The following is a 25,149-nucleotide window of genomic DNA, read 5'->3' on the forward strand; positions in this document are numbered from 1 at the left end:
TACGTAGCTATCATATCCCGCCACCAAATAGTGCTTGAGCTCAAGGAGATTTGCTGGATCATAGATTGCACGTTTTTCCATGAGCCAATCTGAGTTGGTGACTTGGTAAAATTTCGGGTCAGGATGTGTGCCTGTTTTTTTTCAGTATTCTAAATCGTCATCTTTGATGCCTAGTATTTGATATTTTAAATGATTTGACTCGTAAAAGTTGAGGGTGATGCAGCGTAGCTCAGCGACATTTTCGAACGCTAAAGTAGTAATTGAATGTGTTCCATTTTTATGGTCATGGAGACGCTGGGCTTCGATTTCTAGACGTACATCGCCCGCTTCATTGTAGATGGCTGTTAAAAAAGTAGTATCGATAGTGAATTCTATTTTCTCAGGGGTAAGCTTTATCATTTTGTAGGCGCTATTTTTATTCGCAAACAAGGGGTGTGTAACGATTACTACGCCATCCTTGTCACGGGTCAAGTCTGCGGATCTGGAGTTTTTAATTCTTAAAGCCCTCGGCAAGAGGTCGTGATACGTATTGGTAAAGAGCAAAAAATCCATATCAATAATATTTTGTGAATCACTGCGAGTTTGCTTGATCGTTTGTTGTTTCAGTGAGGTATAGAAAATCCTCAAACACTATTTTAATTGTGGCGTCCTCGAATCTTATTTCGTGCTGAAATGTATTGGTGGGCTCTAGAGCAATGACTTCATCAATTATGAGATCTCCGTGCGTGGAATGATTGGCCGGCCATGCTGTGGTATTCTTCTCAATTGAGTAACTAGAAGTGTTGTAGTAGTGAAGCTTAAGGGTGTTTCCGTAGGCGCCGGCGAGAATAATAGTAATATTGCTGAGGGTGCGCTCCTCTTTTTCATACTCTTCCACAGTGAGAGTATGTAACCGTGCATCATGCAGGCATCTGCGATCAGAAGGGTCATAATGCCACGGCTCACTCATGAACTCGTATAGGGCAGGAGGGAGCAGTTGCTTCACGCTTTCGACGTACGCGCCATAGGCGCTACTGTCTAAGCTGTAGCCAGAGCGGGTTTCACGGAGTTTGATTATCTTCATAGCTAAAGTTCGCATCCAGATAGCCCAGAGGCCCTGATTGATTGGGTATTCCTGTACGGCTTTTTTACTGCCGAGAGTACCTTCAGGTAGCTAACCGTTAGTCTTGCGTAGCTGATCCACTGCTAGCCCGTTGAACGTGGTGAAACAGTGATGCCGACGATCTTCGCCGCCTCGGTCAGGGCGCTGGTGAGCTCTGCCATCAGGGGGGATGCAGTATCCGGTCATCCTTGCGGACAGCGTGCAGGTTGCCAATTGAAACAGCACCCTACAAAGCTACCCCCTTCGCAGCAAGTCGAAGTGTCCGAAAATGCGATCGGATCAATGAGCGCGGGCGGTAGCTTGCAGCCGAGCACCGCGTGGTTAAACTGCCGTGCATGAACCTCGATACCCGCATCAAATATCGCCACCTGCTGTGCTTCCTCGAAATCGCCCGCCAGGGCAGCCTGGCCCGTGCTGCCGATGTGCTGGCGATCAGTCAGCCGGCAACGTCCAAGACCCTCAAGGAGCTCGAGGATTTGCTCGAGGCCCGACTGTTCGAGCGCAATCGCCAGGGTGTGGAACTGACAGCGGCCGGGGTACGCTTCATGCGTCATGCCGGGCCAAGTGTGCAGGCGCTGCGCGAAGGCATCGGCAGCGTCCGTGGCCAGGCACGCATGCCTTCTCGGTTGCGCATCGGCGTGCTGTCGACGGTCGAGGGGTTGTTGATGCCGGAGGTGTTGTGCCGTCTGCACCGGCGACACGAGGCGCTGGTGATTGATGTGGTCACCGGTGCCAGTGCCCAGTTGCTGGGGCAATTGCACCTGGGCGAACTGGAACTGGTGGTGGGGCGCATGACGGACAGCCCGCAGATTCAGGGGCTGTCGTTCGAGCACCTGTACAGCGAGTCCATGAGCCTGGTGGTGCGTCCCGGCCACCCCTTGCTGGCGCGCCAGATGCTGGACAGGGCAGGGGTGGGCAATTGTCCGCTGGTGCTGCCGCCCACCGGCACGACGATCCGCCAGCATGCCGACAGCCTGTTCGTGCAGTGCGCTATCGACCTGCCGCCGCAGCGTCTGGAAACCCTGTCGCTGGCCTTGAGCCGGCGCTATGTGCTGGGCAGCGATGCGGTCTGGGTGGCGCCGCGCGATGCGGTACTGATCGATCTGCGCCGTGGCGAACTGGTGGAGCTCGACCTTGGCCTGCGCGAACCGGGCGGTTCGGTGGGTATCTGCCGCAACGCCGCCATGACGCAGAGCTCGCTGGCGCAATCATTATGCGAAGCGTTGCGTGAAGTAGCGGGTGAGTATCGCGAGGGTCGCTATCCCTGAAGCGTGGGTTTCCCAACCTGCTCGAGGCTGCATCTGGCCGATGCAGATGAAGATCCTGACATCCAGGAACTTCCCGCCGCAAACCCGCTCCTATGCCGGTAGCCATTGGTCATGGCCGCCTGCTAAGCTCGCGGCCTTTACCCCGATTGCCCTTATGGCGCATGAACAAGGAAATAGCATGAAACAGCATCGTTTGGCGGCTGCGGTTGCCCTGGTAGGCCTGGTCCTGGCTGGCTGCGACGCTCAGACCAGCAACGTCGAGCTGAAGACCCCAGCGCAGAAAGCCTCTTACGGCATCGGCCTGAACATGGGCAAGAGCCTGGCGCAGGAAGGCATGGATGACCTGGACTCCAAAGCCGTGGCCCTGGGTATCGAAGATGCGGTTGCCAAGAAAGACCCTCGCCTGAAGGACGAAGAACTGGTCGAAGCCTTCACTGCCCTGCAGAAGCGCGCTGAAGATCGCCTGGCCAAGGCCAGCGAGGAAGCGGTTGCCAATGGCAAGAAGTTCCTCGAGGAAAATGCCAAGAAGCCAGGCGTGGTCACTACCGCCTCGGGCTTGCAGTACGAAGTGATCAAGAAGGCCGATGGCCCTCAACCCAAGCCGACCGATGTGGTCACCGTCCACTACGAAGGCAAGCTGATCGACGGCAAGGTCTTCGACAGCTCCGTCGAGCGTGGCAGCCCTATCGATCTGCCGGTCAGCGGCGTCATTCCTGGCTGGGTCGAAGGCCTGCAACTGATGCACGTCGGCGAGAAGTACAAGCTGTACATTCCGGCTGACCTGGCCTACGGCGCGCAGAGCCCAAGCCCGCTGATCCCGGCGAACTCGGTACTGGTCTTCGACCTCGAACTGCTGGGTATCAAGGACCCGAGCAAACTCGACGCCGAGCCGGCTGCACCGGCCGAGGCACCTGCCAAGTAAACTGGCACCGGTTGTCTCTGGACGCCCCGTTTCGACGGGGCGTCTTCGTTTTCGGCGCCTGCCCGAAGCGAACACCCTGGCGGAGACACTGTCTGAGCTAGCATGTGCCTTGCCATGGCAGGCTGACGTGAAAACGCCACTCACCTGAAACAGTTGTGTAAAAAACGCCCGATCCAAGCGCGACCCTTGCCCCGTGGGCGTGCGACGCGCTTGAGAGGCGCCCTGTTCACAAGGTTATCCACAATAAATGTGGATAACCTTTCTGCCCCAGCATTGGAGGCTTCATGCGCGCACCTTGGAATTTCGCCCGGTTCATGCCACTGGCCGAGCGCCTGCTCAGCCGCGGCCGTCTGCCCGCATTGTTGTTTGCCGTGGCGCGCAAAGGACCGAAGCTGAGCCATTTGCGCGAGGATCTGCGGCTGATGCAAGGGCTGTGTCTGGCGTGGTGGCGGGGCGAGTACCGTGCGGTGAGCCCCAAGGCACTGGTGACCATCGTCGCTGGCCTGCTGTATTTCGTCAGCCCTCTGGATGCGATTCCCGATTGGATCGTGGGGGTGGGGTTTCTCGATGACATCGCCGTGCTGGGCTGGGTGATGAAGACGGTGGCCGATGAACTCGCCCGCTTCAAGGCCTGGCGCGACAGCCAGTCGCCTGAGCGTCTGCGTGTGGTCGAGCGCCTGCCTGATACCCCTGAAGCCCTGCGCCTGGAGCGTACGCGCAACTGAATCGGTGCGAAATGCACAGATCTCAGCGCTTAGGTCATATAATTGACAGATTGGCATAAGGGTTATGCCGAGCAATTACATGCCTAAGGGGGTTGTATGGGTATTCAGGTCATCAGTCGAGACGGTCAGCCCGAGTATGCGGTCATTCCCTGGGCTGACTATCAAGCGCTGCGCGAGGCGGCTGGCCAGGCCCCCATTGCAGCCGATGAGCCCGCCCGTGCAGCCTGCCCACCTCCTGATACCGCGCAAAGTGCCAGCCTGCCCAGTCTGGGTGAGCTGGCGCAGTTGCGTCAGGCCAAGGACCTTGCGCCTGAACAACTGGCGCGCAGTGTCGGTATCAGTCCGTCTTATCTGGCCATGATCGAATCGGGTGAGCGCGTGCCGGACGCGGCGATTCAGCGCAGCCTGGCCTGGCACCTGGGCATCGCTGGCTGGAGCGAGCCGTCATGAGTCAGGTCAGGATCAGCCGCCAGCAGTGGCAGAACCTGCTGGCCGAGCTCGACCTGGCCCGACGACAACGTCACCTGCTCACCTACCGGGCGCTGCTCGAACGCTTGCAGTTGCCCAGCCCAGCCATGCAGACCCTGACCGCCGCGCTTGAGTACCTGGCGCTGCTCGATGCTCGTGCCGAGCAACCGCTGCGCAGCTCGTTGGTCATCAGTCAGGGGGCCAGTCGCCTACCGCGCACCGGTTTCTTCGAATGTGTAGAGCGTCTGGGACGGTTTTCCGGACCGGTCGACGGCATGGAAGCCGCGTCCTGGCATGCGTCTGAAGTGGTGCGAGTGTTCGAGTTCAGCTATCCCGAAACAACCGCCACGCAGCGGGGTTGATCGTCCTGCGGACTGCTGCTATCCGCCGGTGTCGATCAAGCTGAGGCTGGGGCCAGCCGTATCCTTGGCTTGCCGCTTGGCCTGAGAGGCAAGATCAGCCAACTGCGCCGCATCCAGCCCGTCGCAACGCTCCGGGCGCAGCCACACCACGCCGATCGACAGCGACAGCAAGGCGAAGGTCTCACGTTGCCCCTGGCGGTTATGGGCGATGAAGCAGCCCGCCTGCAGATGCTCATTGCGGTAGAAGCGCTTGCATTCGCCTAGAAAACGCTCGATCAGGTGCTCCAGGCGGGGGCGCCAATCGGGGGTGCCGAGCACCAGCATGAAATCGTCGCCGCCAATGTGGCCGACGAAATCCTGATTTGGGTCGACGCAGTCGCTCAGGCACTGTGCCAGGCACAACAGCACCTCATCCCCGCGTGCGTAGCCATAGATGTCGTTGAAGGGCTTGAAGCTGTCGATGTCCACGTAGCACACCGCCGCCGCTCGTTGTTGCTCCAGCAAGCGTGCAAGGCACTGCTGGATCGGCACGTTGCCCGGTAGCAGGGTGAGTGGATTGGCATAACGCGCCTGCTGGATTTTCTGTTCAGTGATCAACTTGAGCACATCGATGACCCGGCCCAGGCCCTGATACCGACCGCCCTGGGTAATGATGAAGTCTTCTTCGATGCGCTGGCGGGCGCGGCTGGTCAGCAGGCGACTGACCTGTTGCAACGATTGGCTGCGCTCGACGGCGAGGAAGTCCTCGCTCATCAGCCGGCTGATCGGCTTGCGCGCGAACAAGTCGGTCGCGAAAGGCTTGAGCAGTACATCGGCCAGCGAGTGACGGTGCACGATCCCGCGTGGCTGACCGTGAGCATCCAGCACTGCCAGGGAGTTGAGGTTGGCCTGGCGGCGGAAGGCTTCAAGCACCTGTTGGGTCGGTGTATCGAGGGCCACAGCGGGCTGAGCGATCAGCAATGCCACCAGGTCGGTGCTTTCCTCGCCTACCACCAGCGCGTCTTGCTGACGTTGCGGCAACAGGCCCTGCGCATCGCGAGGAGGAAATTCCTGTGGACGGCCCAGCAGGTAACCTTGCAGCAAATCGACGCCCATTTCGGCGAGTACCGTCAGCTCTTCTGCCAACTCGATGCCCTCGGCGATCACCTGGGCGCGCGACGCCCGGGCAATCTGCAGAATGGAGCCGACGAACTCGCGCTTGAGCGGGTCCTGGTGGATGCCATCGATGAAGTGACGGTCGATCTTCACGTAGTCCGGTCGTAATTCCGACCACAGACGCAGGCTGGAATAGCCAGCGCCCAGGTCGTCCAAGGCGATGGAAAAGCCCATGTCGCGATAGTGGTGCAGGGCGTTGAACAGCAATTGGAAGTCTTCAGTGGGCGTTTGCTCGGTCAGCTCGATCACCACTTGGCTCGGATGCAGGCCAACCTGTTCGAGCATTTCCAAAGTGCGCCCGGAGGGGTGATGCGGTTCGAGCAGCGATTCGGGAGAGACGTTCAGAAACAGCTTGCCTTCCAGGCCCAGCTCGCTGAACCGGCGGCAGGCGTTCTTCCGGCACAACACCTCCAGCTCGCTCAGGCGCCCGGCCTGGCGGGCGATGGCGAATAGATTCAGGGGCGAGTGCAGCGGGCTGTTGGACGGGCCGCGACTGAGCGCCTCATAGCCGAGCACGCGTCGCTCCGAGAGGCAGATGATCGGCTGGAACAGGCTGTGGATACTGCGTTGAGCCAGAATGGCGCTCAAGGCACTGAGCTGTTCGGTGACGGTCATGGAGGGCTTCCTGAAAATGAAAGGGCCGGACGTCTGTGACGTCCGGCCCTACCATTTCACGACAGCGCGATGACTGTTTGATGACAGATCAGGTCAATCTGCCATCAGTGCCATCATTCATTTTTTCGCCACTTGAGCGCTCAGCCGCAGATAGTCGAGCAGGATGCGTCCGGTTTCTGCCAGGTAGGCGTCGTCTTCTGGCTTGGAGTCGTCCTTCTCCTCGGGAAGGGCGTCTTCATCAACCTTCTTCAGTTCTTTGAGCGGCTCTTCGCCCTTGGCCTTGCGCCGGGCGTTTTCCAACGCCAGTTGCTTGGCTTCGATGGCATCGTGCTGAGCACGGCGGTCCTGCTCATTGAGGCTGACGGTCTTCTCGTTCATCAACTGCTGTGTCAGCGCCAGGCGATCGCGGATGTAGGTGAACTCGGCGTCCTTGACGCTACGCGCATCATGCTGAGCCTTGAGCTGGGCCAGGAACGGTTTGAACGGATCGGCCGCCGGCTTGACCACAGGGCGGATGGTGTCCCACGGCATGGCCTCGGGCAGGGCGCTCTCGCCGATTTCCTTGGTGTCGATGATCGACGGGTAATCGATGTCCGGCAAGACGCCCTGGTGTTGGGTGCTCTGGCCGGAAACCCGATAGAACTTGGCCAGGGTCAGCTTGAGCTCGCCATGATTGAGCGGCTGGATAGTCTGCACGGTGCCCTTGCCGAAGGTCTGACCACCGATGATCAGCGCCCGGTGGTAGTCCTGCATGGCACCGGCGAAAATCTCCGAAGCCGAGGCCGAGAGACGGTTGACCAGCAGCGCCAGCGGGCCTTTGTAGAAGGCACCGGGATTTTCGTCCTCGAGAACGTCGACTCGGCCATCGCTATTGCGCACCAGCACGGTCGGACCTTTGTCGATGAACAGACTGGTCAGTTCGGTGGCCTCCTGCAACGAGCCGCCGCCGTTGTTGCGCAGGTCGATGACCACACCGTCGACCTTTTCCTTCTGCAATTCGGTCAACAGCTTCTTCACGTCGCGCGTGGTGCTCTTGTAGTTCGGATCACCGGCGCGATAGGCCTTGAAGTCGAGGTAGAACGCCGGGATCTCGATGATGCCGAGCTTGTAGTCGCGGCCATCCTGCTTGAGCTTGAGCACCGACTTCTTCGCGGCCTGCTCTTCGAGCTTGACCGCTTCGCGGGTGATCGAGACGATCTTGGTGGTCTGGTCGTTCGGCGCGTTGCTCGCCGGAATGATCTCCAGGCGCACCACCGAGCCTTTCGGTCCACGGATCAGCTTGACCACTTCGTCCAGGCGCCAGCCGACCACATCGACCATTTCCTTGTTGCCCTGGGCCACGCCGATGATCTTGTCGGCAGGGGCAACCTGCTTGGTCTTGGCAGCGGGGCCGGCCGGCACCAGGCGCACGATCTTGACCTGGTCGTTGTCGCTCTGCAGCACTGCGCCGATGCCTTCGAGCGACAGGCTCATGTTGATGTCGAAGTTCTCGGCGCTGTCGGGCGACAGGTAATTGGTGTGCGGGTCGTAGGACTGGGCGAAGGTGTTGATGTAGGCCTGGAAGATATCCTCGGCGCGGGTCTGGTCCAGACGCGCGAGCTGATTCTTGTAGCGCTTGATCAGGGTTTCCTGGATCTGCTTCAGGTCCTTGCCCGCCAGTTTCTGACGCAGCACTTCGTCTTTGACGCGTTTGCGCCACAGGTCGTCCAGCTCGGCCTCGGACTTGGGCCACGGGGCGTCCTTGCGGTCGACCAGCAGGTCTTCCTTGACGGTGAAGTCGATCTTGTCGACGCCCTTGTCCAGCATGGCCAGGGCGTAGTCCAGTCGCGCCTTCACCCGGTCAAGGTAGCGCTTGTAGATGGTGAAGCCAGGGTCCAGGTTGCCGTTCTTGAGGAAGTCGTCGAACTGCGTCTTCCACTTGTCGAACTCGGCGATGTCACTGGCCATGAAGTAGCTGCGCGAGGGATCGAGCAGCTTGATGTAACTGTCGTAGATGATGACCGAACGGGCATCGTCCAGCGGTGGCTTGCTGTAGTGGTGGCGCTTGAGCAGCTCGACCACGTTGAGACTGGCGACGACTTCGTCACGGTCCGGCTGCAGGCTGTCCCATTTGTTGGCGGCGGCCGCATTGCCACCGAGCGTGAGGCTGCCCAGGCCGATGACCAGGGCGAGTGCGGAGCTGGGGAGGAAATGCTTCATGCTGATTCGACGTGGGGGCAATTGATCACGCATAGTAGGCCGTCTTTTCCTTTCACCGGTTCCATGAAACCGGCTCAATACTGCAAAAAACCCGGGACGCGATGAGCCCGGGTTCAGTCATGACTCAACTATGGAGGCACTGTGAAGGCATTGCAAGGCGTTGACGGGCATGTAGCCTGGGTCCAGGCGCAGCGTCCCGTGTGTGATGCGGGGCAGGTACGCATTCGTGTTGCGGCGGCAGGGTTGAATCGCGCCGATGTGCTGCAAAAGGCCGGGCACTACCCGCCGCCCCCAGGTGCGAGTCCGTATATGGGGCTTGAGTGCGCTGGGGTGATCGAGGAGATCGGTGCCGGTGCTGGCGCTGACTGGCGTGTGGGCGACCGCGTGTGTGCGCTGCTTGCCAGTGGCGCCATGGCCGAGGAAGTGGTGGTCGACGCACGCCATGTCCTGCCGGTGCCCGAGGGCCTGAGCCTGCACGAAGCGGCGGCAATCCCCGAAGTGTATGCCACGGCCTGGCTGAACATCTTCCAGCTCGGCGCGTTGAAGGCGGGCGAGAAAGTGCTGGTGCATGCTGGCGCCAGCGGCGTCGGCTCGGCGGCGATCCAATTGTGCAAGGCGTTCGGCAGCCCCGTGTGGGTTAGCGTAGGGTCGCAGGACCGTCTGGATTACTGCCAGGCGCTGGGTGCTGCGGGCGGTGTGGTGCGTAATCAGAACCTGGATGCGCTCGAAGCCCTGGGGCCTTTCGATGTGGTGCTCGATCCGGTCGGTGCCAGCTACGGCGCGCTCAATCTCAAGGTGTTGGCGCGCGACGGGCGCTGGGTGATCATCGGCCTGATGGGCGGACGTCAAGTAGAAATGGACCTGGCGCAGGTGCTGGGCAAACGCCTGCAGATCACCGGTTCGACCCTGCGCAATCGCGACGATGCGTTCAAGGGCGAGTTGTTGCGCGAGTTGCGTCAGCAGGTCTGGCCACTGTTCAGCGAAGGGCGACTGTCGCCGCAATTGGTCGATACCTATCCGGTCGAGTTCGCCGAGGCGGCCTACCAGGCGCTAGAAGGCAATCAGGTGTCGGGCAAATTGGTGATGGTGATCGATCCGACGCTGGTCTGAGACTCACGCTTGCCCAGGCTTGGGTCTGCACCGCAGCCCCAAGTCCAGGCACCCGCTCATGCCCAGTTCAGCACCGGCCAGCCCTTGGCCTCGGCCTGCTTGCGCAGTTCCGTATCGGGGTTCACCGCATACGGGTGATCGACTTTCAGCAGCAGCGGTAGATCGTTCCTGGAGTCGGAATAGAAGCTGGCGCCTTCCAGATTCTCCTGTTCCTGGTCCAGCCACTCCAGCAAGCGTGTGATCTTGCCTTCACGGTAGGTCAGCACCCCATGGGTGCGCCCGGTATACACGCCGTTGACGGCCTCCAGCTCGATGGCCAGAAACTCATCGACGCCCAATCGCGCGGCGATCGGCCCAACCAGATGGGTGCCAGACGCAGAAATGATCAGGATGCGATCGCCATTGTGGCGGTGTTCGGCGATGCAGCGGCAGGCGTCGCCATAAACGATCGGTTCGATCACGTCCTCGACCCACGGCTCCACCAAGTGTTCGACTTCCTCCAGCGTGCGCCCGGCGATCGGCTCCAGGCTGAACGCCATGTAGTCCTCCATCTGCAACTGACCCTTGCCATAGGCGTCCATCAACTCACGGTCGCGGCGCAGGAAGGCCTCGCCATCGACCCAGCCCAGCCTGGCCATCTGCGCGCTCCATAACGACGCGCAATCGCCATGGATCAGGGTCTCGTCCAGATCGAAAATTGCCAATGCCATGCCTGAATCTCCTTAAGCCACTTCACGTAGTGCGGCGGGATCGAACGACAGCGTCACCCGCTGGCCGTCGGCATAGAGGTCGGCGGATGAGCGATTGAGTACGTCCACCACGACCTCCACGCCGCGTGCCTCGACACGATAACGGATCACGTTGCCCAATAGGCTGTGACTGCGGATCTGGCCGTCCAGTTCGCCCTCCAGCCCCAGGCTGATCGATTCTGGGCGAATGGCCAGGCGCGAGCCGATTGGACGTTGCAGCAGACGGCTGGCGCTGTCGGCATCGAGCAGGTTGTAGTTGCCGATGAAGCCGGCAGCGAACAGGTCCACCGGGGCCGTGTACAGGGTTTCGGCGTCGCCGCTCTGGACGATGCGCCCCTGGTTCATCAGGACGATGCGATCCGACAAGGTCAGCGCTTCTTCCTGGTCGTGAGTGACGAACAGCGTGGTCAGGCCCAGCTCGCGCTGGATGGCCCGGATCTGCTCACGCAGGTGCTTGCGGATGCGTGCGTCCAGCGCCGACAGCGGCTCATCGAGCAGCAACAGACGTGGACGGGTGACCAGTGAGCGGGCCAGCGCCACGCGCTGGCACTGGCCGCCGGAGAGCTGGTGCGGATAACGACCGGCGAAGGTGGTCAGTTCCACCAGCTCGAGGGCCTCGCGCACACGCACCTGGCGCTCCTCGGCCTTGACCTTCTGCATGCGTAGCCCGAAGGCCACGTTCTGTTCGACGGTCATGTTGGGGAACAGCGCGTAGCTCTGAAACACCATGCCGATACCACGCTTCTGCGGACTCAGCGGCACGATGTCCTGGCCGTCGAGCAGGATGCGTCCGCCATCGACCGGGGTCAGCCCGGCGATGCAGCGCAGCAGGGTGGATTTACCACAGCCCGAAGGACCGAGCAGGGTGACGAACTCGCCACGCTCGACCGTGCAATCGATGTTCTCGAACACTGTGCTGCCGGCATAGCGCTTGTGCAGTTGCTGGACGCTGACGAAGCTCATCGGGCTTTATCCTTGTTCAAACGGTTGGCGACCCAGGTCAGGACTAGGACGAAGGCAAAGTAGGAGATCACCAGGGCGCTGTTGTAGTGACCGCTGCTGTTGCGCATGTTGTTCAGGTACACCTGCAGGGTTTCGTAGCGAGTGCCGACCAGCAGGTTGGCGAACACGAACTCACCGAACAGGAAGGAGAACGACAGCAGCAGGGCTACCAACAGGCCTTTGCGCAGGTTTGGCAGCACCACCGTCAGGGCCGCGCGCAGTGGGCTGGCACCGAGCAGTTGTGCGGCGTCCATCAAGTCGCGCAGGTTGATCGCCTGCAGGTTGTTGGTGATGGCCCGGTACATGAAGGGCAGCGCGATGGTGAAATAGCAGCCGATGAGAATCCACGGGGTGCCGACCATGGCCATCGGCCCGCTGCCGTACAGTTGCAGCAGCCCGACCGAAGACACCACCGGCGGAACTGCGAAGGGCAGCAGGATCAGGATGTTCATCAGCGCGTCGAGCCTGGGAAAGTGGTAATGCACCACGAACAGCAGGGGCAGGATCAGCACGACCGACAGCACCAGCGCACCGATACAGACCAGCAGCGATTGGCCGAACGCGGCGAGAAAGCGCGGCTCACTCCACAGTTGCACATACCACTTCAAGGTCAGCCCGCTGGGCAGTAGCGTGGCCGACCAACTGGTGGCCAGCGAGTAGAGCAGGGTGCCGGCCAGCGGCAGCAGCAGGATCAGGAACAGCAGGTAGACCACCGTGCGGTGGTACCAGCCGCCATGGGGGGTATCAACGCGCATGGTAGCTCCTTTTCAGCAGCCATTGATGGACCATCGTGACCAGGGTCATGAGCCCCACCAGCACCATGGCCAGGGCGCTGCCCAAGTTGGGATCGAGGGTGATGTCGCCAGCGACCAGCGCGGCGATGCGAATCGGCAGCACATTGAAGTTGCCGGTGGTCAAGGCGTAGACCGTGGCGTAGGCGCCCAGCGCATTGGCCAGCAGGATCACGAACGTGCCCAGCAGCGCCGGGGTGAGAACCGGCAGGCCGATGTGCCGCCAGAACTGCCAGTGGCTGGCACCCAGCAGGGCGGCCGACTCGCGCCAGTCTTCACGCAAGGCGTCGAAGGCTGGGTAGAGCAACAGCACCCCCAGCGGGATCTGGAAGTAGGTATAGACGATGATCAGGCCGGTGCTGGAGTAGATGCTGAAATCGTCCAGCAGGCCGATCTCCTTGAGCGCCAGGGTCAAGGCGCCGTTGAAGCCGAGCAGGATGATGAAGGCGAAGGCCAGGGGCACGCCGGCGAAGTTGCTGGTCATGTTGGCGAAGGCGCTGACGAAATCGCGCAGGCGCGAATCGACCTGGCGCAGGGAGTAGGCGCCGAGGGTGGCGATGACGATACCGAACAGGCTCGACCAGAAGCTGATCTGCAGGCTGCGCTCGATGGCCTGGAGGTAGAACTTGGAAGTGAAGATCTTGCTGAAATTCTCCAGGCCCCATCCGCCTTCGCCTTGCAGGCTGGCAATGGCCACCCAGACCAGCGGGGCGATCTGGAAGACGATGAAGAACACGGCGAAGGGTAACAGGCAGAGCAGGGCCAGGTAGCGGCCGCGGTGGTTGGCATTCACTTGAGCAACTCCCGACACAGCGGTTTGTCATGGGCCGCGCCGAGCAGCTCGCAGAGCGTGCCACACAGTTCGGTCTGCAGGGGCTGGGCGGCGGGATCGAGGCTGAAGGCGTCACCGAAGACGAACAGCGGCACCTCGCGCTCCTCGGGCAGCAGGCCATTGTGCGAGCGGTCGTTGTTCATGCCGTGATCGGCGGTGACCAACACCTGGTAGCCTTCGGCGAGCCATTGCGGCAGGTAGTCGGCCAGCAGCACATCGGCGCTTCTCGCCGCATTGCGGTAGTGGCTGCTGTCCAGACCATGTCGGTGACCGGCGTCGTCGATGTTCATCGGATGCACCAGCAGGAAATTCGGTGCGTGCCGGCGGCGCAGGTATTCGGCATCGGTCAGCAGATGAGAGTCGGGGTAATGGTCGGCGTAATAGAACAGCCCGTGCTGGATCGGCAGTTCCGGCGCCTCGGTGTGACGGTCTCGCACGGGCTCGAAGGGAGAACGGTTGTACAGTTCGCTGACCCAGTGGTAGGCCGCCGCTGCGGTCCTGAGGCCCGCTTGGCGCGCGTAATGAAACACGCTGAGCTGGTTGGACAGACGGCTCACCTGGTTGTGCACGATACCGCTGTCGATCGGCGCAACACCGGTGAGAATGCACTCGTACAGTGGTCGGGACAGTGAAGGCAGCTCGCATTTCAAGCGATACAGCGCGGCGCGGTCGGCTTCGACGTAGGCATGCAGATGGCCCATGGCATGGTGCGCGACGTGGTAATTGAGGCCGTCGAGCAGGACCAGGATGACGTTGTGGCTCACTTCAGTACTCCGCACAGGAACGGGGAGGGCGATGCCCTCCCTGTCGGGCTCAGCCTCACTTCATCTCGATGATGACCTGCTCCTGCCACTTCTGCGGCAGGGCCTTGGAGGTCTTCTCCCAGGCTTCGGCGTTCTCGATGGGTTTGGCAGCCTTGTACTGCTCGTTGGGCAGCAGCTTGGCCTGCACGTCCTCCGGGAGCTTCAAATGCTCGGCACGGATCGGGCGGGCATTGCCCTTGGCGAGGTTGATCTGGCCGGCGTCGCTGAAGATGTACTCACGCGCCAGTTTGGCGGCGTTGGGGTGCTTGGCGTACTTGTTGATGATCGTGGTGTAGCCGGAGATCACCGAGCCGTCCTGCGGAATCAGCACCTCGAAGCGCTTGGGGTCGATCTGCTCGCGGTAGCTCAGGCCGTTGAAGTCCCACACCACACCGACTTCGACTTCGCCCTTCTCCAGGGTCTGGATGGTCGGGTTGGCCAGCGACAGGCGCCCTTGCTGGGCGAGCTTGGTAAACAGTTGCAAGCCTGGCTCGATGTTGGATTCGTTACCTTTGAAGGCGATGGCTGCCGCCAGCACGCCATTGGCGGCCTGTGCAGCCGTGCCGACGTCACCGATGGCGACCTTGTACTTGCCCTTCTCAAGATCTTTCCAGGTCTTGGGACGTTCCTCTTCCTTGACCAGATCCTTGTTGATGATGAAGGCGATGGTGCCGGTATAGGCCAGGGCCCAGTGACCGTCCTTGTCCTTGGCCCATTCCGGCACCTGATCCCACGTGCTCGGTTTGTAGGGTTGGGTCACGCCCTTGGCCGCAGCGATGGGGCCGAAGGCGGCGCCGACGTCGCCGATATCGGCGCTGGCGTTGTCTTTCTCGGCGTCGAACTTGGCGATTTCCTGCGCTGAGCTCATGTCGGTGTCGCTGTGCTTGAGGCCGTACTTGCTGGCTAGATCATCCCAGGTGCCTTTCCAGTTGGCCCAGGCATCGGGCATGCCCACGCTGTTGACCGTGCCTTCCTTGCGGGCGGCCTCTTCCAGGCTGTTGAGGTCGGTATCGGCGGCCATGGCCGTGGTGCACAGGGCGATGGCCGAGCCCAGCAGTGACGCCATGAAGAACTTTTTCATCCGAAGCTCCTAGGGTGGGGTGCCTTGCAATCGTGGTGATGGACCTTGTTGTGTCTGCGGTTGATGCAGGCCTTGCTGCACAGGGTTGGTCTAGGTCAGCAAACCTTGCGCCAAGGTAGGCGGCGTGCATGACAGTTTGATGTAGGCGGGATCGGCTTTCCCTGGGTAACAAGGCCTGAATGCCAAGCGTAGACCACAACCCGGCCCTGGATTGACGGGCCCCTGACAGGTTCAGGAGGCGCTGGGCAACGGGCTTGTCACAGGATGTTCACGCGCGCTGCCTACGCTGACAGCCAACGCCCACCTGCCCTTTGTTGGGGCTGGTCTAGTCCAGATAGGTAACTTTCGATGCAGTCGACCCCCGCGCGGGCGGTAACAGCTATCTGCCATGCCTTGCAGGAGCAAATCGAGCATGGCCTGCTTGTGCCGGGTGGCAAGCTGCCGGCCGAGCGCAAGCTCAGCGATGTATTCGCCACCACCCGCATCACCTTGCGCGAGGCGCTGGTGCAACTCGAAGCCCAGGGATTGATTTATCGCGAGGAGCGCCGCGGCTGGTTCGTCGCGCCCGAGCGCCTGACCTACGACCTGATCGAGCGCAGCCATTTCCATGCCATGGTGTTGCAGCAGGGACGGGCTCCGGGCACCGAGCTGCTCTCGGCGCGTCTGCAGCCGGCGTCGGCCAGCATCTGCGCGCGCTTGCGTCTGCCAGCGCTGTCAAGCGTGGTGCGCATCTGTCGCTTGCGGCGCATCGACGGTCGGGGCGTGCTCTACGCCGAGCACTACCTGGATCCGCATCACTTCCCCGGAATACTCGAACGTGACCTGGGGCAGTCGCTCACCGAGATCTACGCCCGCGACTACGGCATTCGTTACGGCCAGGTGTGCTTCGAAATACTGCCGACCGCACTGCCGCCGGAGGCCGCCACGGCGCTGCGGGTATCCACGGGAAGTCCTGGTTTGCATATCACCCGGGTCAACAGCGATCAGCATGGGCACCTGATCGACTGTGACCTGGAGTACTGGCGGCATGACGCGATCCGTATTCGCGCCGAGGCCGGCTGATCCGGTCTCACGCCAGCCTAGCTGGAGGCCCCGGCACCCACCTCAGTCATCGCCCCGCCGCCCGCCGTCACCACCTGCACCGACAGCCGCGGCGTTGCCAGGTCCAGTCCGGCCTCGTCGAGTTGGCGCTTGAGCGCCAGGTTGAACGCCCGCGACACCTCCCACTGTTTGATCGGCGCGGTCTTGAAGCGTGCACGCAGGATCGCCGAGCCGGACTCGAAGCTCTCCACGCCTTGCAGCTCCAGCGGCGACCAGATGTTACGGCGCATCAGCGGATCGCTGCGCAGCTTCTGGCCAACTTCGCGGATCAGGGTGATGGCCTGGTCGATGTTCATGCTGTGCGGAATGGCCACGCGGAAGATCGCGTAGCCGAACTCGCGCGAGTAGTTCTTGATGCTCTTGATTTCACTGAACGGGATGGTATGCACGATGCCGTCGATGTCGCGCAGGCGCACGGTGCGGATGGTCAGGCCTTCGACGGTGCCCAGGTGACCCCCGACATCCACGTAGTCGTCGATGGCCAGGCTGTCTTCGATGATGATGAACAAGCCGGTGATCAAGTCCGCCACCAGCGACTGGGCACCGAAACCGATGGCCAGGCCGATGACACCGGCACCGGCCAGCAGTGGCGTGACGTTCATGCCCATGTTGGCCAGCGCGACGATCAGCGCGATGATGAAAATGGCCACGAACAGCACGTTGCGAATCAGCGGCATCATGGTTTGCGCGCGGGCGTTGGCCAAGCCGCGGCGCGAGCGGATGAGGGCGTGGTGCACCGCGGTATCGGCCAGGATCCATACCAGCCAGGCGGCGATCAAGGTACCGGCCAGGCCCATCAGGCGCACGCTGACGTCATGGCCGTCACCCTCGGCGAAGCTGATCATCGACAAGCCCCACACGCGCAAGCCCAGCTCGATGAACAGCAGCCAGATGAACAGGTGCGCCAACGCGTAGCCGAAGTTCTTCAGGCGCTCGGCATACACCGCCTGGCGCTTGTGGACGTTCTGCGGTTTGGCGGCATGGCGGCGCACCAGGCCGTTGAGCACCATGCACACCACCACCAGCACCGTGCACATCAGCGACTGGCGCAGGGCGGTGCTGGTGTCGCCGGCGGAGACGAAGGTGGCGAACAACGAAATGGCCACCAGAATCAGCGCCGGAACGAACCAGAAACTGCCCAGCAGCTCGATGGTGTCGCTCAGGGTACGGCGGGTCAGGCGCCGCGATAGCGGCTGGTTGCGGATCAGGTGGGCGATGGGGCGGCGGAAGCGCAGGATGAACAACCCGGTGCACAGCGCGGCCAGGACGTTGGTCACCGTGGCAATGGCGTGAGCCAGGTGAGTGCCCAGGGCGGCGGTCAGGCGCGGATCGCTCATGGCCTCGCCGAAGGCGGCGAAGCTGCCGATCAGCCACAGTGGGCGGAACGCCTGGTGACGTAGGATATGCAGGGCGCGGTGGCGATGCGGGCCGTCGAGCAGCGAGAAGGCGATCACACAGATGGCCGAGAAACAGGTGCCGATCACCAGCGCGTAGGCCAGTACCATGGCCAGGGATTTGCCCAGCGAAGGCGGCAGGGCGAAGCTCAGGTACACCGTAAAGATCAGCGCCACCAGCCAGGGGCCGAGTTTGCGCAGGGCAAAGCGCACCAGGTCCCAGGTGCGCGGATGCTGGGGCAGTTCTTCGGTCAGGCCGAAACGGATGCGCACGCGGTGGCCGATCCAGTTGAACGCATAGGCCAGCAGGCTCCACACGGCGATGACCGCCGCGAAGCCGAAGAGAATGGCGGGCCACTGGTGCACCGGCACCACCAGATCGGCCAGTTCGACCTTGGCTTGCTCCAGTTCCTGCGACCAGCGCACGAAGGGACTGGCGTCGCCGCTGAACTGCTGCTCGAAGTCGTGCAGCGCCCCGCCGATCAGGCCCAGCACGCCCTGCTCGACGCTCGGTTGCGTCTGTTTGCTGGCGTCGCGCAGCTTTTTCAGATCGGCCAGCAGCTTGGTGCGCTGCTGGTCGTTTTCGAGGTTCTTGATCACCTCGTCGAGCGACTTGCTCAACGGCTCGGTGGCTTGGGGCTGCGCGGGCGTGCTGGAGCTCAGCAGGCCGGGCAGGCCTGCGGCCTGTACCGGGACGACGACGATCAACAGCAGCAGGGCAAGGCAACGCAGAAAGGCTGGCACCGGGAAATCTACCTCAGGTCAAACGATGGGCCGAGTGTAGAGGTTTATGCCGGGAGTTTCTCCAGGATCGTCCAGCAGGTGACGGCAAAGATGCCCAGCGTGCCGATCCACATCATCACCACGCCGATGTTGCGCTGGCGCAGGCTGAAACCCACGGTCAGCAGCAACAGGAACAGGAAGACGGGCAGGAACAAAGAAAGGAAAGGCGACATGAACAGAATCCTTCTGTCTGGAAGTGTCGGTAATCGAGCCGGGAGCGGCGTTTGCCTTCACCGGCATGCCTGCTCCCAGAGCCCGATACTACACCCTGCCTGGCCGCGTGTCGGCGATCAGGGCAGTTCCCGGCTGCGGTAGAACGCCGTCAGCACTTTGACCAGATGCGCCAGGTCCTGGCTACCGCACAGTTCGCGGATCGAATGCATGGCGAAGGTCGGCAGGCCGATGTCGACGGTGCGCACGCCCAAATGGCTGGCGGTGATGGGACCGATGGTCGAGCCGCAGCCCATGTCGCTGCGCACCACGAAGCTCTGTACGGGCACTTCCTCGGCCATGCACAGGTGGCGGAAGAAACCGGCGGTCTCGCTGTTGGTGGCGTAGCGCTGGTTGCTGTTGACCTTGATCACCGGGCCGGCGTTGAGCTTGGGGCCATGGTTGCCGTCGTGCTTGTCGGCGTAGTTCGGGTGCACGCCATGGGCGTTGTCGGCCGACACCAGCAGCGAGCGCTGGATGCTGCGCACATATTCGTCGCCATCCGGCAGCAGGCGCTGCAGGGTCTGCTCGAGCATCGGACCGTCGGCACCGCAGGCCGAGCAGGAACCGATTTCCTCGTGGTCGGTGCACACCAGCACGCAGGTTTCGTCGCTGTCGGCTTCGAGCAGCGCCTGCAGGCCGGCGTAGCACGACAGCAGGTTATCCAGGCGGGCGCCGGCGATGAAGTCGCCGTGCAGCCCGATGACCGCCGCGTCTTGGGTGTCGTAGAAGCTCAGCTCGTAATCGAGCACCACATCGGCGATCAGGCCATGCTCACGGGCCAGTTGTTCGGTAAGCAGTGCGCGGAAATCGACGCGCTCGTCGCCGGCCACCTGGGCCAGGATCGGCGGGAGTTCGTTCTGCGCATTGATCGCCCAGCCGTCATTGGCCCCCCGGTTGAGGTGGATGGCCAGGTTGGGAATGATGGCGATCGGCAGCTTGAAGTCCACCAGTTGGCTCTCCACCCGGCCGTCGCGGCGGAAGGTGACCCGGCCGGCCAGCGACAGGTCGCGGTCGAACCAGGGCGCGAGCAGGGCGCCGCCATAGACTTCCACGCCCAATTGCAGGAATCCGTGGCGCTGCAGCTCCGGCTGCGGCTTGACCCGCAGGCACGGGCTGTCGGTGTGCGCGCCGACCAGGCGCATGCCGCCGATCAGCGGTGAGTGCTTGCCCCGGCGCACGGCGATGATCGAGGAGTCGTTGCGGGTCACGTAATAGCGCCCGCCCGGCACCGTGTCCCAACTGTCACGCTCGTCCAGGCGCTGATAGCCCGCGGCGTCAAGGCGCTTGGCCAGGCTGGCGGTGGCGTGGAAGGGCGTAGGGGAGGCCTTGAGAAAGTCGATCAGGCCGGTGTTCAGTGCTTCACGCATAACTCACTCCAAATTCGAGCTTCAAGCGGCAAGCTGCAAGCTTCAAGCAAAGACGGTTGGCGGGGCAAGCGGTCTGCCGAGGTGCCGGCATTTTTTCTTGACGCTTGCCGCCCGCCACTGGCCGCTCAGAACGGCGCGGGGCACTCGAACTTCAACCGCTGGCCAGACACCGGATGGGTGAAGCTGAGCATCGAGGCGTGCAAGCACAGCCGGTCGTGAGCGGCCAGGGCCTCGGGATTGGCGTACAGCCGATCGCCCAGCAACGGGTGGCCGATGGAAAGCATGTGCACCCGCAATTGGTGCGAGCGGCCCGTGATCGGCGTCAGCTCCACGCGGCAGTGGTCGGCGTGGCGTTCCAGCACGCGCCAGAACGTCAGGGCATGCTTGCCCTGTTCATGATCGACCACGTGACGTGGCTTGGTCGGCGGATCGTAACGCAGCGGCAGGTCGATGCTGCCGCTGTCCAAGGCCGGTTGACCCCAGCACAGTGCGGTGTAGGCTTTTTCGGTTTCGCGGTCATGGAACTGGCGCGACAGCTCGCGGTGGCTGTCCGCATCACGGGCCAGCAGGATGATGCCGGAGGTTTCCCAGTCCAGGCGATGGACGATCAGCGCCTCGGGATAGCCGTTTTCCTGGAGGCGAGTGATTAGGCAGTCCTTGTTGTCTTCGGCGCGGCCTGGCACCGACAGCAGCAGGGTCGGTTTGTTGATCACCAGAATGGAAGCATCCTGATGCAGGATGTGGATGTTCGACAGCGGCATTGCGGGGTCTCTGTACAAAGCAGCGGGGCTGCGTGCGGCCCATCGCGCAATGCCTTCGCCCCTGCCGATGCTCTGGCCAAAGGCGCGGACCCCTCCCGCGATGGGCTGCAACGCAGCCCCGATGTGCTAGACCGGATCAGCGATCCGGCAGGGTGATGTTCAGCTCGAGGATCGAGCAACTGCCCTGGTTCTCCAACTCGATGTGCACGTCGTCGTTGCCGATGTTCACATACTTGCGGATCACTTCCAGCAGTTCCTTCTGCAGCGCCGGCAGGTAGTCCGGTTCACTGCGTTGGCCGCGCTCATGCGCCACGATGATCTGTAGACGCTCTTTCGCTACCGACGCGCTGCTCTGTTTCTGTCTGCCACGAAAGAAGTCAAAAAGGTTCATGGTTTATTTGCTCCCGAAAATGCGCTCGAAGAATCCCTTCTTCTGTACGTCGATGAAGCGCATCGGCTTCTCTTTGCCCAGCAGGCGGTCGACGGCGTCGCTGTAGGCCTGACCGGCATCGCTCTGGTCGTCGAGGATGACCGGGATGCCCTGGTTGGAGGCCTTGAGCACCGCCTGGGATTCGGGAATCACGCCCTTGAGCTTGATCGACAGGATCTCTTCGACGTCGGCCACGCTCAGCATCTCGCCCTTGACCACGCGCTCGGGGTGGTAGCGGGTGATCAGCAGGTGTTCCTTGATCGGCTCTTCACCGTTCTCGGAACGGCGCGACTTGCTCGACAGGATGCCCAGCATGCGGTCCGAGTCACGGACCGAGGAAACCTCGGGGTTGGTCACGACGATGGCCTCGTCGGCGAAGTACATCGCCAGGTGTGCGCCTTTCTCGATACCGGCCGGGGAGTCGCAGATCACGTACTCGAACTGCTCCTTGAGCTCCATCAGGACTTTTTCCACGCCTTCCTGGGTGAGCGCGTCCTTGTCACGGGTCTGGCTGGCGGCCAGCACGTACAGGTTCTCCAGGCGTTTGTCCTTGATCAGGGCCTGCTGCAGGTTGGCTTCGCCGTTGACCACGTTGACGAAGTCATACACCACGCGGCGCTCACAGCCCATGATCAGGTCGAGGTTACGCAGACCGACGTCGAAGTCGACGATCACCGTCTTGTGACCACGCAGTGCGAGGCCGGTACCGATGGCGGCGCTGGTGGTGGTCTTGCCCACACCCCCTTTGCCGGAAGTAACCACGAGAATCTTGGCCAAGGTGTTTCACCCCTAAATAAATGGGACCCTAAGTCCCAGCAAATGCAAAAAAGGCAACGGGAAAAGTTGCGCTTAAAATGGCGGCAGTATCCGTTAAAGACGGGTGATGTTCAACACGTCGCCGACCAGGCTCACCTGCACGCCCGAACCCCACAGCGGATCGCGGCGCAGGTCCTCGCAGACCTTGTACTGACCGGCGATGGAGACCATTTCGGCGGTCATCTGCTGACAGAAGATCCTGGCGCGGGTATTACCTTTGATACCGGCCAATGCGCGGCCACGCATGGCGCCGTAGACATGGATGTTGCCATCGGCGAGAAGTTCCGCACCCGGGCTGACCGAAGCGGTCACCACCAGATCGCCGCCCTGTGCGTAGATCTGCTGTCCACCGCGCACGGGGCTGGTGATGATGCGCGTGGGGCGCACCTCCGGTTCGGCAGGCGGCGCGGGAGCGGGCTCTGGCTTCTTCACTTCCGGTTCCGGCTCCAATGGCCGTTCACGGGCCCCGGAGGGCGGCAGCACCGGCAGGTCGATGGCAATCGCGGCGGCGATATCCTCGATGCGGCTGGCACGAATGGCCAAGGTGCGCAGGCCGTGGTGACGGCAGATGCGCATCAGTCCGGGCAGATCGATCGCGCCTTCGTCGGCTGGCAGCTTGTCCAGCGCCAGGACCAGCGGTGTGTTGCTGAAGAAATTGGGGGCCTGCGCGACCTTCGCCGCCAATTGGCGGTCGAGGGCCTGGAGGTCGTTGCGCGCCAGTTCCAGCACTGTGATGGCGAGCATGCTGCCCTTGAGCTGGAACACGTTGGCGGAGTCGGGTGTCTGGTTGAGGCTCATGGTCTGCATAGACGACTTGTAACGGAAAAAGTGCCCTGACTTATAGCGATAAGACCGATTGGCCGCAACCTGCGGCCAAAGGTTGTAGAATGCCGGGCCTTTGTCTTACCGGAAGCTTCAATGGATCGTCCGCGGTTTCGTCCCTATTTCCTTCACCCACGTTTCTGGGCCCTGTGGTTGGGCCTTGGCCTGCTGTGGCTGGTGGTGCAGTTGCCGTATCGAGCCCTACTGGCGCTGGGCAGCCTGTTGGGCGCGGTGATGTATCGCGTGGCCGGCGAGCGCCGGCGCATCGCGGCGCGCAATTTGGAGCTGTGCTTTCCAGAGCTGTCCAGCGACGAACGGCGACAGCTTTTGAAAGACAATTTCGCTTCCACGGGCATCGCCTTCTTCGAGATGGCCATGAGCTGGTGGTGGCCCAAAGAAAGACTGGCGCGGCTGGCCCATATCGAAGGGCTCGAGCATCTGCAGGCGGCCCAGCAGGACGGGCAGGGCGCCATCCTCATGGCGGTGCACTTCACCACGCTGGAGATCGGCGCGGCGCTGCTGGGCCAGGCCCATACCATCGATGGCATGTACCGCGAGCACGGCAACCCGGTGTTCGACTTCATCCAGCGCAGCGGTCGCGAGCGGCACAACCTCGATTCCCTGGCGGTCGAGCGCGAAGACGTTCGCGGCATGCTCAAGCTGCTGCGCAGTGGGCGGGCGATCTGGTATGCGCCGGACCAGGACTACGGCACCAAGCAAAGCCTGTTCGTGCCGCTGTTCGGCATCCCCGCTGCCACCGTTACCGCCACCACCAAGTTCGCCCGGCTGGGCAAGGCACGGGTGATCCCCTTCACTCAGAAACGCCTGGAAGATGGCAGCGGCTATCGATTGGTGGTGCATCCGCCGCTGGAGGACTTCCCTGGCGAGACCGAAGAGGCCGACTGCCTGCGCATCAACCAGTGGGTCGAGTCCGTGCTACGTGAATGCCCGCAGCAGTACTTGTGGGCCCATCGGCGCTTCAAGTCGCGTCCCGAAGGCGCCCCGCGCTTGTACGAGAAAAAGAAACGCTGACTCTCGATAACCAGGAAGGTATCCATGGCCGCACCTCCCATCACCGGGCTGATCCTTTCAGGCGGCGGTGCCCGCGCCGCTTATCAGGTCGGCGTGCTGGCCGGTATCGCCGAATTGCTGCCGGTGGGTGCGGCCAATCCCTTCCCGGTCATCGTCGGCACCTCGGCCGGGGCTATCAACGCCGTGACCTTGGCCAGCGGGGCCACGCATTTCGGCGATTCGGTGCAGCGCCTGACCCGCTTCTGGCAACACTTTCGCAGTCATCTGGTGCTGCGCAGCGACTGGCCCGGGGTCATCCGCCAGGCCAGTCGCTTCATTGGCCACGGCCTGCTCGGCCTCGGCCGGCAAAGCCCCGTGGCGCTGCTCGACAGCAGTCCCCTGCGTGCGCTGCTGCGCGCGCATCTGGATCTGGACGGTATCGGTCGCGCCCTCGACAGCGAGCAATTGCGTGCAGTAGCGATTACCGCCTTCGGTTACCAGTCGGGCCAGGCGGTGACCTTCTACCAGGGTCGTGGCGCCATCGAGCCGTGGCTGCGGCATCGGCGCATTGGCGTGCCCACGGCCCTGAGCGTCGAGCACCTGCTGGCCAGTTCGGCGATCCCGTTACTGTTCGCGCCGGTGCGCCTGGGCGACGAGTACTACGGGGATGGCGCTGTGCGTCAGTCGGCGCCGATCAGCCCGGCGCTGCATCTGGGGGCCAGCCGCGTCCTGGTGGTGGGCGTCAGCGGTAACCCTCAGCGCCCGGCCTCGCCGGTGCAGCGCGCGCGGGTGTTCAGTGGTCGACAGCCGAGCCTGGCGCAAATTGGCGCGCACCTGCTCAACAGCACCTTCATCGATAGCCTGGAAGACGACATCGAGCTGCTGCAGCGACTCAATCACCTGAGCCATCTGATACCGAGCCATGTGGAGGGCCGGCGTCTGGGGCTGGCGCCCATCGAGGTATTGGTGGTGGCGCCCAGCCAACCGCTGGACGAGATAGCCGCACGTCACCGACGGGAACTGCCTGCCGCATTGCGCCTGTTCCTACGCGGACCTGGGGCGACCAAAACCAGTGGCGCCGGGGTGCTCAGCTACCTGTTGTTCGAGGCCAGCTACTGCAGTGAATTGATCGAGCTTGGACGCAGCGATGCCTTGGCCAAGCGGCGCGAGCTGTCGCAGTTTCTGGGTTTGCCGGGCTGAGGAGGTAGCGGGTCGAATCTTGGAGAGCGACCCACCCCTGTGGTGAGCGGGGTGGGTCGCTGGGAGG

General features: G+C 62.3%; 26 protein-coding genes. 9 read left to right on the forward strand and 17 right to left on the reverse strand.

The window, feature by feature from the left end; genetic code table 11:
- Nucleotides 1-141: 141 nt before the first annotated feature.
- Nucleotides 142-471: a hypothetical protein gene (locus tag ACK2SD_RS07695; protein ID WP_412461806.1), complete on the reverse strand. Its 330-nt coding sequence runs from the start codon at nt 469-471 to the stop codon at nt 142-144.
- A gap of 100 nt (nt 472-571) precedes the next feature.
- A complete protein-coding gene (locus ACK2SD_RS07700; protein ID WP_412461807.1) occupies nt 572-1,063 on the reverse strand; it encodes a hypothetical protein in 492 nt (163 codons plus the stop codon).
- A 374-nt stretch (nt 1,064-1,437) separates the two neighbouring features.
- Between ACK2SD_RS07700 and pcaQ the strand changes: the two genes are divergently transcribed.
- From pcaQ to ACK2SD_RS07725, 5 genes are all read left to right on the forward strand, one after another.
- Nucleotides 1,438-2,370 (forward strand): pca operon transcription factor PcaQ, encoded by a 933-nt coding sequence (gene pcaQ, locus ACK2SD_RS07705; protein WP_039579362.1) that lies wholly within the window; start codon nt 1,438-1,440, stop codon nt 2,368-2,370.
- Between the two features lie 178 nt (nt 2,371-2,548).
- Entirely contained in the window at nt 2,549-3,292 is a 744-nt protein-coding gene (locus ACK2SD_RS07710) for an FKBP-type peptidyl-prolyl cis-trans isomerase (protein ID WP_029611980.1), read from the forward strand.
- A 284-nt stretch (nt 3,293-3,576) separates the two neighbouring features.
- Nucleotides 3,577-4,017, forward strand: a complete 441-nt coding sequence (locus ACK2SD_RS07715; RefSeq protein ID WP_412461808.1) for a YkvA family protein — start codon at nt 3,577-3,579, stop codon at nt 4,015-4,017.
- A gap of 96 nt (nt 4,018-4,113) precedes the next feature.
- Nucleotides 4,114-4,467: a helix-turn-helix domain-containing protein gene (locus ACK2SD_RS07720; RefSeq protein WP_039579359.1), complete on the forward strand. Its 354-nt coding sequence runs from the start codon at nt 4,114-4,116 to the stop codon at nt 4,465-4,467.
- Nucleotides 4,464-4,847, forward strand: coding sequence for a hypothetical protein (locus ACK2SD_RS07725; RefSeq protein WP_116888735.1), 384 nt, complete (start codon nt 4,464-4,466; stop codon nt 4,845-4,847). The genes ACK2SD_RS07720 and ACK2SD_RS07725 overlap by 4 nt, the downstream gene beginning before the upstream one ends.
- Before the next feature lie 18 nt (nt 4,848-4,865).
- Here ACK2SD_RS07725 and ACK2SD_RS07730 read toward each other — a convergent pair whose 3' ends face one another.
- Nucleotides 4,866-6,617, reverse strand: a complete 1,752-nt coding sequence (locus tag ACK2SD_RS07730; RefSeq protein WP_412461809.1) for a bifunctional diguanylate cyclase/phosphodiesterase — start codon at nt 6,615-6,617, stop codon at nt 4,866-4,868.
- A 117-nt stretch (nt 6,618-6,734) separates the two neighbouring features.
- Nucleotides 6,735-8,816, reverse strand: a complete 2,082-nt coding sequence (locus tag ACK2SD_RS07735) for a carboxy terminal-processing peptidase (protein ID WP_162889553.1) — start codon at nt 8,814-8,816, stop codon at nt 6,735-6,737.
- Between the two features lie 141 nt (nt 8,817-8,957).
- Here ACK2SD_RS07735 and ACK2SD_RS07740 point away from each other — a divergent pair, with 141 nt between their 5' ends.
- On the forward strand, nt 8,958-9,926 hold the full coding sequence (locus ACK2SD_RS07740; RefSeq protein ID WP_039579347.1) for an NAD(P)H-quinone oxidoreductase: 969 nt from the start codon (nt 8,958-8,960) through the stop codon (nt 9,924-9,926).
- 56 nt (nt 9,927-9,982) lie between these two features.
- On the opposite strand, the gene ACK2SD_RS07745 is transcribed toward ACK2SD_RS07740, so the two are convergent.
- Genes ACK2SD_RS07745 through ACK2SD_RS07770 form a run of 6 tightly spaced genes read right to left on the reverse strand, consistent with a single transcriptional unit; the run spans nt 9,983 to nt 15,184 of the window.
- Entirely contained in the window at nt 9,983-10,636 is a 654-nt protein-coding gene (locus tag ACK2SD_RS07745; protein WP_412461810.1) for an HAD family hydrolase, read from the reverse strand.
- A 12-nt stretch (nt 10,637-10,648) separates the two neighbouring features.
- The gene (locus ACK2SD_RS07750; protein ID WP_039579344.1) at nt 10,649-11,638 is read right to left on the reverse strand and encodes an ABC transporter ATP-binding protein; all 990 of its coding nucleotides are present in this window, start codon (nt 11,636-11,638) and stop codon (nt 10,649-10,651) included.
- A complete protein-coding gene (locus ACK2SD_RS07755) occupies nt 11,635-12,432 on the reverse strand; it encodes an ABC transporter permease (RefSeq protein ID WP_317872237.1) in 798 nt (265 codons plus the stop codon). Before ACK2SD_RS07755 ends, ACK2SD_RS07750 begins: the two co-directional genes overlap by 4 nt.
- A complete protein-coding gene (locus tag ACK2SD_RS07760) occupies nt 12,422-13,261 on the reverse strand; it encodes an ABC transporter permease subunit (RefSeq protein WP_342650856.1) in 840 nt (279 codons plus the stop codon). The genes ACK2SD_RS07755 and ACK2SD_RS07760 overlap by 11 nt, the downstream gene beginning before the upstream one ends.
- On the reverse strand, nt 13,258-14,064 hold the full coding sequence (locus ACK2SD_RS07765) for an alkaline phosphatase family protein (RefSeq protein ID WP_029611973.1): 807 nt from the start codon (nt 14,062-14,064) through the stop codon (nt 13,258-13,260). The genes ACK2SD_RS07760 and ACK2SD_RS07765 overlap by 4 nt, the downstream gene beginning before the upstream one ends.
- Before the next feature lie 55 nt (nt 14,065-14,119).
- Nucleotides 14,120-15,184, reverse strand: coding sequence for an ABC transporter substrate-binding protein (locus tag ACK2SD_RS07770; RefSeq protein ID WP_029611972.1), 1,065 nt, complete (start codon nt 15,182-15,184; stop codon nt 14,120-14,122).
- 348 nt (nt 15,185-15,532) lie between these two features.
- Between ACK2SD_RS07770 and ACK2SD_RS07775 the strand changes: the two genes are divergently transcribed.
- Nucleotides 15,533-16,246 carry a UTRA domain-containing protein gene (locus ACK2SD_RS07775; protein WP_412461811.1) on the forward strand — a complete coding sequence of 238 codons (714 nt, stop codon included), beginning with the start codon at nt 15,533-15,535 and terminating at the stop codon, nt 16,244-16,246.
- Nucleotides 16,247-16,263: 17 nt separating this feature from the next.
- Here the strand turns inward: ACK2SD_RS07775 and ACK2SD_RS07780 are convergent, their stop codons facing one another.
- The 7 genes from ACK2SD_RS07780 to minC all read right to left on the reverse strand — a co-directional run bounded on the left by ACK2SD_RS07780 (nt 16,264) and on the right by minC (nt 22,856).
- Nucleotides 16,264-18,423, reverse strand: coding sequence for a mechanosensitive ion channel family protein (locus ACK2SD_RS07780; RefSeq protein WP_412461812.1), 2,160 nt, complete (start codon nt 18,421-18,423; stop codon nt 16,264-16,266).
- Nucleotides 18,424-18,467: 44 nt separating this feature from the next.
- Complete coding sequence (locus ACK2SD_RS07785) at nt 18,468-18,635, reverse strand: hypothetical protein (RefSeq protein ID WP_162889552.1); 168 nt, start codon at nt 18,633-18,635, stop codon at nt 18,468-18,470.
- Between the two features lie 117 nt (nt 18,636-18,752).
- Nucleotides 18,753-20,042 carry a M18 family aminopeptidase gene (locus tag ACK2SD_RS07790; protein ID WP_039579334.1) on the reverse strand — a complete coding sequence of 430 codons (1,290 nt, stop codon included), beginning with the start codon at nt 20,040-20,042 and terminating at the stop codon, nt 18,753-18,755.
- Between the two features lie 125 nt (nt 20,043-20,167).
- The gene (locus tag ACK2SD_RS07795) at nt 20,168-20,803 is read right to left on the reverse strand and encodes an RluA family pseudouridine synthase (RefSeq protein ID WP_039579331.1); all 636 of its coding nucleotides are present in this window, start codon (nt 20,801-20,803) and stop codon (nt 20,168-20,170) included.
- Nucleotides 20,804-20,939: 136 nt separating this feature from the next.
- Nucleotides 20,940-21,194 (reverse strand): cell division topological specificity factor MinE, encoded by a 255-nt coding sequence (gene minE / locus ACK2SD_RS07800; protein WP_021782476.1) that lies wholly within the window; start codon nt 21,192-21,194, stop codon nt 20,940-20,942.
- A 3-nt stretch (nt 21,195-21,197) separates the two neighbouring features.
- Nucleotides 21,198-22,010: a septum site-determining protein MinD gene (gene minD, locus ACK2SD_RS07805; protein WP_028634667.1), complete on the reverse strand. Its 813-nt coding sequence runs from the start codon at nt 22,008-22,010 to the stop codon at nt 21,198-21,200.
- A gap of 93 nt (nt 22,011-22,103) precedes the next feature.
- On the reverse strand, nt 22,104-22,856 hold the full coding sequence (gene minC, locus ACK2SD_RS07810) for a septum site-determining protein MinC (RefSeq protein WP_317872241.1): 753 nt from the start codon (nt 22,854-22,856) through the stop codon (nt 22,104-22,106).
- Nucleotides 22,857-22,967: 111 nt separating this feature from the next.
- On the opposite strand from minC, the gene ACK2SD_RS07815 reads away from it, so the two are divergent.
- Together ACK2SD_RS07815 and ACK2SD_RS07820 are read left to right on the forward strand one after the other, a co-directional pair.
- Nucleotides 22,968-23,903, forward strand: coding sequence for a lipid A biosynthesis lauroyl acyltransferase (locus ACK2SD_RS07815; RefSeq protein WP_412461813.1), 936 nt, complete (start codon nt 22,968-22,970; stop codon nt 23,901-23,903).
- A gap of 24 nt (nt 23,904-23,927) precedes the next feature.
- A complete protein-coding gene (locus ACK2SD_RS07820) occupies nt 23,928-25,082 on the forward strand; it encodes a patatin-like phospholipase family protein (protein WP_412461814.1) in 1,155 nt (384 codons plus the stop codon).
- Nucleotides 25,083-25,149 lie beyond the last annotated feature (67 nt).

Origin of the sequence: Pseudomonas sp. SC11 (assembly GCF_047039205.1) — a bacterium.
Taxonomy (GTDB): Bacteria; Pseudomonadota; Gammaproteobacteria; order Pseudomonadales; family Pseudomonadaceae; genus Aquipseudomonas; species Aquipseudomonas boreofloridensis.

What these genes read in the sequence shown, in the direction of transcription:
- ACK2SD_RS07700 (WP_412461807.1), bottom strand. Translation starts at nt 1,063, where the DNA reads ATGAAGATAATCAAACTCCGTGAAACCCGCTCTGGCTACAGCTTAGAC.
- pcaQ (WP_039579362.1), top strand. Translation starts at nt 1,438, where the DNA reads ATGAACCTCGATACCCGCATCAAATATCGCCACCTGCTGTGCTTCCTC.
- ACK2SD_RS07710 (WP_029611980.1), top strand. Translation starts at nt 2,549, where the DNA reads ATGAAACAGCATCGTTTGGCGGCTGCGGTTGCCCTGGTAGGCCTGGTC.
- ACK2SD_RS07715 (WP_412461808.1), top strand. Translation starts at nt 3,577, where the DNA reads ATGCGCGCACCTTGGAATTTCGCCCGGTTCATGCCACTGGCCGAGCGC.
- ACK2SD_RS07720 (WP_039579359.1), top strand. Translation starts at nt 4,114, where the DNA reads ATGGGTATTCAGGTCATCAGTCGAGACGGTCAGCCCGAGTATGCGGTC.
- ACK2SD_RS07725 (WP_116888735.1), top strand. Translation starts at nt 4,464, where the DNA reads ATGAGTCAGGTCAGGATCAGCCGCCAGCAGTGGCAGAACCTGCTGGCC.
- ACK2SD_RS07730 (WP_412461809.1), bottom strand. Translation starts at nt 6,617, where the DNA reads ATGACCGTCACCGAACAGCTCAGTGCCTTGAGCGCCATTCTGGCTCAA.
- ACK2SD_RS07735 (WP_162889553.1), bottom strand. Translation starts at nt 8,816, where the DNA reads ATGAAGCATTTCCTCCCCAGCTCCGCACTCGCCCTGGTCATCGGCCTG.
- ACK2SD_RS07745 (WP_412461810.1), bottom strand. Translation starts at nt 10,636, where the DNA reads ATGGCATTGGCAATTTTCGATCTGGACGAGACCCTGATCCATGGCGAT.
- ACK2SD_RS07750 (WP_039579344.1), bottom strand. Translation starts at nt 11,638, where the DNA reads ATGAGCTTCGTCAGCGTCCAGCAACTGCACAAGCGCTATGCCGGCAGC.
- ACK2SD_RS07755 (WP_317872237.1), bottom strand. Translation starts at nt 12,432, where the DNA reads ATGCGCGTTGATACCCCCCATGGCGGCTGGTACCACCGCACGGTGGTC.
- ACK2SD_RS07770 (WP_029611972.1), bottom strand. Translation starts at nt 15,184, where the DNA reads ATGAAAAAGTTCTTCATGGCGTCACTGCTGGGCTCGGCCATCGCCCTG.
- ACK2SD_RS07775 (WP_412461811.1), top strand. Translation starts at nt 15,533, where the DNA reads ATGCAGTCGACCCCCGCGCGGGCGGTAACAGCTATCTGCCATGCCTTG.
- ACK2SD_RS07785 (WP_162889552.1), bottom strand. Translation starts at nt 18,635, where the DNA reads ATGTCGCCTTTCCTTTCTTTGTTCCTGCCCGTCTTCCTGTTCCTGTTG.
- ACK2SD_RS07790 (WP_039579334.1), bottom strand. Translation starts at nt 20,042, where the DNA reads ATGCGTGAAGCACTGAACACCGGCCTGATCGACTTTCTCAAGGCCTCC.
- ACK2SD_RS07795 (WP_039579331.1), bottom strand. Translation starts at nt 20,803, where the DNA reads ATGCCGCTGTCGAACATCCACATCCTGCATCAGGATGCTTCCATTCTG.
- minE (WP_021782476.1), bottom strand. Translation starts at nt 21,194, where the DNA reads ATGAACCTTTTTGACTTCTTTCGTGGCAGACAGAAACAGAGCAGCGCG.
- minC (WP_317872241.1), bottom strand. Translation starts at nt 22,856, where the DNA reads ATGCAGACCATGAGCCTCAACCAGACACCCGACTCCGCCAACGTGTTC.
- ACK2SD_RS07815 (WP_412461813.1), top strand. Translation starts at nt 22,968, where the DNA reads ATGGATCGTCCGCGGTTTCGTCCCTATTTCCTTCACCCACGTTTCTGG.
- ACK2SD_RS07820 (WP_412461814.1), top strand. Translation starts at nt 23,928, where the DNA reads ATGGCCGCACCTCCCATCACCGGGCTGATCCTTTCAGGCGGCGGTGCC.